A 5,025-nucleotide genomic window follows, 5' to 3' on the forward strand; every position below is an offset into this window, starting at 1 on the left:
CCGGAAGTTAAGCTTCCCCGCGCCGATGGTACTGCACTCGGGAGGGTGTGGGAGAGTAGGTCACCGCCGGACAATCTTTGATTGGGGAAAGCCCCGACGCTTCAACGCGTCGGGGCTTTTCTGCGTTATGCCTATCCGCGGAGGGCCGTTGGTAGTCCAATGGGGGCATGTCCGTATCACCTGAGCCGCTGGGCACGATCAAGGTAGAGGTGCTGCCCGATCCCGGTTATCGGGGCACTCTCGGCCCGGCTGATCTGCTGGAGAAGTTCGAGAACCGGGCCGGCGAGCTCGGCGCATCGATCGGGGCGGTGGCCGAGCGCGTGCGCGCGGCCTTGGAGGAACGCCTGATGCGGCAGGATGCCGAGGCGTGGGCGCTGTCCGAGGTCAGTCTGGCGCTTTCGCTGAGTCTGGAAGCCGAGAGTGGCGTGGTGATCGCGAAGGCCAAGACCGGCGGCACGTTCCAGGTGTCGCTGAAATGGACCAGAGGCAAGACATGAGCCGGCCCGCGGTCGGGGCGGTGCTGACGCCGGAGCCGCGGGGCACGGCGTTCCTCGTCACCGACCGGTTGCTGCTGACCTGCTGGCACTGCCTGGCCGATCCCCGGGACCGTACCAAGCTGCGGAGCGAGCGGGTGGCGGTGCGGTTGGCGCCCGATGTCGTGGTGGAGGGCGTTTACGCCGACCACGACCTGCGGCTGGACGTGGCGTTGCTGGAGCTCGATCCGGCGACGCCGCTGCCGCCGGGCTGGCGGCCTGTTCCGCTGGGGAGGGCCGCGGAGGCGGCGGGGGAGACCCGGGTGATGGGGCTGGGGTGGCCGACGCACAATCCTTCCACTGTCGAGCCGCAGTCCTTGCCTGCCAGGGTCGCGGTACGGCGGACGACGATCCATGACGGCATGCCGGTGATCCAGCTGTTCTCCGACGAGGTGGCGGCGCGCATGCGGCCGCGCGGATTCAGTGGCGGGCCTGTACTCGTGGACACCGTCGCGGGGCGGGTGGCGGTAGGCGTTATCTGCTGGATGCAGGAGGACGACGAAGACGAGGGGCGCGCCGTCGGGGGCACGGTTTACGCCGTTCCCGCCGGGGAGATCGTCCAGCGGTGGCCCGAGTTGGGGGCGTCGCTGGACGCCGTCGACGAGCTGGCCGGGGACGCCGACGCGCCCGGGCGCGGGCAGATCGCGAACTTCATCGACACCCACTTACGCGGTAGCCAGGGCACGTTGCCGTTTGCCGGGCGGTCCACAGAGCTGGACGCGCTCGACGGGTGGCTCGCCGATCCGGACGCGCCGCCGTATCACCTGGTCTGCGGTGAGGCCGGGGCGGGGAAGAGCACGCTGCTGGTGCGGTGGGCGACGGCGGTGGCGGCGGGTGAGCCGCGGGTGCGGCCGGTGTTCGTGCCGGTCAGCCTGCGTTACGAGGCCACCGGGGCCGGCGAGGTGTTCACGCACCTGCTGCATCGCGTGGCCCGCGTACACGGGGTCGGCTACGACTACAACGCCGGCGAGGCGCGTGCCAGGGACGCGCTGGCCGCGTTGCTTTCCCGGCCGGCGCCCGACGGGGTGACGTTGCTCGTGATCGTGGACGCGCTGGATGAGGCCGGCTGGGAGCCGGGCCCCGCGGACTTTCCCCGGCGTCCGGGGCCGGGCGTGCGGATCGTGTTGTCCGCGCGGCACACAGGGCGTCGGCCATCGCCGGAGGCCTGGGCGGAGGCGCTCAATCTGCCGGACACCAGGGTCACGCGACTTGGGCGGCTGTCCGCTGAGGACATGGCCGAACTGCTGCGGCAGGTACGTCCGCGGGACTCGGTCGAGGAGATCGCCCCAGCGTTGTGGCGACTCACCCAGGGAGACCCGGTTACCACCGGCCTCTACCTGCGTGATCTGGCGGAGCGGCCGGTCGTCGACCTCGCCGCGCTGGGGCGGGCGGCTCCGGGGCTGGACGGCTATTTCAGAATGTGGGAGGAGGAGCAAGAGCGGCAGTGGCGGGTCCGCGACGCCAAGCGGCTCAAGGACGGCAGACGGGTGCTCAACCTGCTCGCGGTGGCGGAGGGGCCGATACGGCTCACCGAGCTGCGTGGCCTGGTTCCCCGCGTCGGCAAACCGCTGGGCGCCGATCGGCTGCGCCAGGCCGTACGGCTGCTGGACAGGCTGGTGCTGGCGGGCCGCGAGCCCGACAGCTTTTTCGTTGCCCACCCCCTGATCACCCGCATGCTGCGGAAACGGCTGGACGCGGACGGCGACCTCGACACCTATCGGGGTGCCTACGTTGCCTGGGGGCGCGAGGTCTTGGCAGGACTGCTGGCGAAGGAGATCTTGCCGACCGCCGTCCCCGGTTATCTGGCCCGTCACCTCGCCGCGCACCTGGTCACCGATGAGGTGCCGGTGCGGGAGGCGTTCCTGCTGACGCACAACCTGTGGCGGCGGGCCAGGGAGACCGGCACCGAAGATCTCGACGGCTACGGGGCCGATGTGCGACTGGTGGCGAATCGGGCGCGGTCGGCCAACCAGCAGGCCTTCGACGCGGGCGAGAGGCTGCCCTACCTGCCGGAGCAGATCCTGTGCGCGGCTGCGACGGCGGGGGAACGGGCGGCGCTCAGCGCGGAGATGAGCCACCACTTGGCGGCCCAGCTCGTGCGGTACGGGATCTGGCCGCCGGGGAGGGCGCTGTCGCTGCTGGCGGAGGAGTGGTCTGACAACAACAGGGCGTCTGGGCTGCGGAGCCTGGCGCCCTTCCTGAACGAGGAGTATCTGCCGGGGCTGCGGCAGCTCCTGGAGAAGTCGGAGAACGCCCTCCCCGAATATCTCGCGCCGGCCAGCGCCGCCTACGCGCAGCGGCTGTTCGAGCTGGGCAGGGTGCAGGAGGCGCTGGCGGTGGCGGACTGGCTGCCGGAAGGGCACCGATACAGCAGGCTCGTGCGGGTTTGGGTGCTGGCCGAGCTGGTGCCGCTGCTGCCGGAGTCGCTGGCCGGGCCCGCCCTGTGCGAGGCGGAGGACGCGATCGGCGCGACGGAGATGGACATGTTCGCCTTCACCCGCCTGACCAAGCAGGTGCCGGGCCGGCGGGACCACACGCCGGTGGAGTGGTTCGTCGACAGGTGGGATGGGTGGATTCGCGGGCCGGAGTTCGTGGCGGCGGCGCGCTGGTTGCCGCGCGAGGTGGTGGACGGCGTATTCGAGCGGGTCCTCAGGGGTCAACTCCGGCTGAACCAGCAGCACCATCTCATGCCGGATCTGCTCTATGACGGACTGTTCAGCGTGCTGCCTGCCGAGCACGCCTCGTACGCGGCGGCAGTGGTCAACGCGGAGCTGGTCGACACACAGCGGGCGATCTGTCTGATGCAGTTGCTTCCGCTGCTCAGCGGGAATGAGCGGGAGGCGTGTGCGGAGGGAGCGTTCGAGGACCCCGAGCTGTTGCGCAGGTTCCAAGGCGTCGAGCTTGACGCGGTGTGTCCCGCAGTGGCCGAGGCCGGCTATGCGATCCAAGCGCTGCGGGCCGTCGAGGGGGATGGTGATGCGCTCTGGAAGTGGCTGCGGGGACTGTGGCGCTACCTGACCAAGGAGGAGACTGAGTTGGCGCTGGTCATCAGCAAGCCCGACCCGGAGAAGTCGAGGCGGACCGCGCCGGCGCGCAGGATGGTGCTGGCCAGGCTGGCCGAGTTCGGTGCCGAAGAGGCGGCACGAGCCCTCGACATGGTGTACGAGCAGATGGATCGGGGAGGGCTGGCGCCCACGCTGGTCTGGCTGCTGAGGAACTCCCTGCCCGATGAGACGTTCCGGCCGAACCACCGAGCGTCCTATCGCGAGCCGTGGTGGGAGCGTTGCCTGTATCCGGGGGTGGAGCGGTACTGGAACAGCGGCGTCAGTCGATACCCCGACCACGTGGGCATGGTGCTCACCGAAGCGCCGCTGGAGGAGCTCTACGAGTTCGCTTCGCACATGGACGAGTACGACATCCAGCGGCTGCTGAACATGGCCGACGCCAGGAGCGATCCGTGGGAACGGCTCACGGTCCTGGCAGCGGGCACCCATCCGCCGCGCGCCGAGGTGATGGAGGAGATCCTGGCGAGCCTACGTCGGCTGAGCGACGGGATCGAGGAGCGGGAAGAGTCCCTGTCACGCCTGTACCGACTGCGTCACGGGGCCATGGACGGCCGCCTGGACGACGGCTACCCCGCACGGTCCCCGTGGCTCGTGCGTGGCATCGGTGATTGGACGCCGTTCTTCGTCCGGCTGCTCTCGCGGGAGGCGGCCGAGCTCGTCAAGCCACTGCTCTTCGAGGGAGGCTATCTCGATGGGGTGGCACGGCTGCACAAGGCGTTCGGTGGCGAGCATGAGCGGCTCGACGACTGGGCGCACGACGTGCTGGCGCTTGTGCCGATCCTCAGCTTGGAGGAGCTCGACGCCCTCCTCGCGGTCACGGAGCGGGATCCGGGGATCAAATCGGACAGCACTCGCAAAGCCTTGTGGGCGGCCGCGGCCAGCGCGCTGGCCGGGCTGGGGGAGGAGGAGCGGGCCTACGGGCTGGTGCGCAAGCTCAACTGGCAGACGCAACTGATCAGGTCCTCGGCCATGGCGGACATCCTGCCGCAGCTTCCCCGGGAGGGCCTGCTCGAGTGGATGGCCCAAGTGCATCTGTATGTCGACGACGCCGAGGACCGGGGCCCGTTGTGGTCGGTGTTCTGCGATCGATGGGCGGAGCTCGGGCGGGAGGAGATGTGGCGGGCGGTGGACCGGTGGACGACCGAGTTGCCGCACGACAGCCGCGGCGGCGTCATCTCGGACATCCTCCACTATCGGCCTGCGATCAACGAACTGGGCGGGCACGCGGAGGCGGTCCGCATTCTCGATCTGCTGGGAGTGGTGCGTTAGCCCCGCTCCAGCAGTTAGAAACTGCACTCAAATAAGTGTCCATGAGTGTCTTTTAGGTGTCACGAGTGCTGTATGATCTTGTGCATGAACCTGACGGAATGGGCACGCGCACAGGGGATCGCCCCGCGTACTGCGTACCGCTGGTTCCGTGAGGGCAC

General features: G+C 69.5%; 2 protein-coding genes and 1 rRNA gene. All 3 read left to right on the forward strand.

Features of this window, described 5'->3' with window-relative positions; genetic code table 11:
• Positions 1-72 (forward strand): 5S ribosomal RNA (rrf, locus tag ACTWPT_RS59390); the annotation flags it as partial.
• A gap of 95 nt (positions 73-167) precedes the next feature.
• A complete protein-coding gene (locus ACTWPT_RS59395) occupies positions 168-497 on the forward strand; it encodes a CU044_2847 family protein (protein ID WP_443186374.1) in 330 nt (109 codons plus the stop codon).
• Positions 476-4,867, forward strand: coding sequence for a trypsin-like peptidase domain-containing protein (locus ACTWPT_RS59400; RefSeq protein WP_443186375.1), 4,392 nt, complete (start codon positions 476-478; stop codon positions 4,865-4,867). The genes ACTWPT_RS59395 and ACTWPT_RS59400 overlap by 22 nt, the downstream gene beginning before the upstream one ends.
• Positions 4,868-5,025: the final 158 nt, after the last annotated feature.

This window comes from Nonomuraea sp. 3N208 (genome assembly GCF_052245935.1).
In the GTDB taxonomy this organism is placed as follows: Bacteria; Actinomycetota; Actinomycetes; order Streptosporangiales; family Streptosporangiaceae; genus Nonomuraea.

Bases quoted from the DNA above. Each gene is read 5' to 3' on its own strand.
- ACTWPT_RS59400 (WP_443186375.1), top strand. From the start codon at position 476: ATGGACCAGAGGCAAGACATGAGCCGGCCCGCGGTCGGGGCGGTGCTG.
- ACTWPT_RS59395 (WP_443186374.1), top strand. From the start codon at position 168: ATGTCCGTATCACCTGAGCCGCTGGGCACGATCAAGGTAGAGGTGCTG.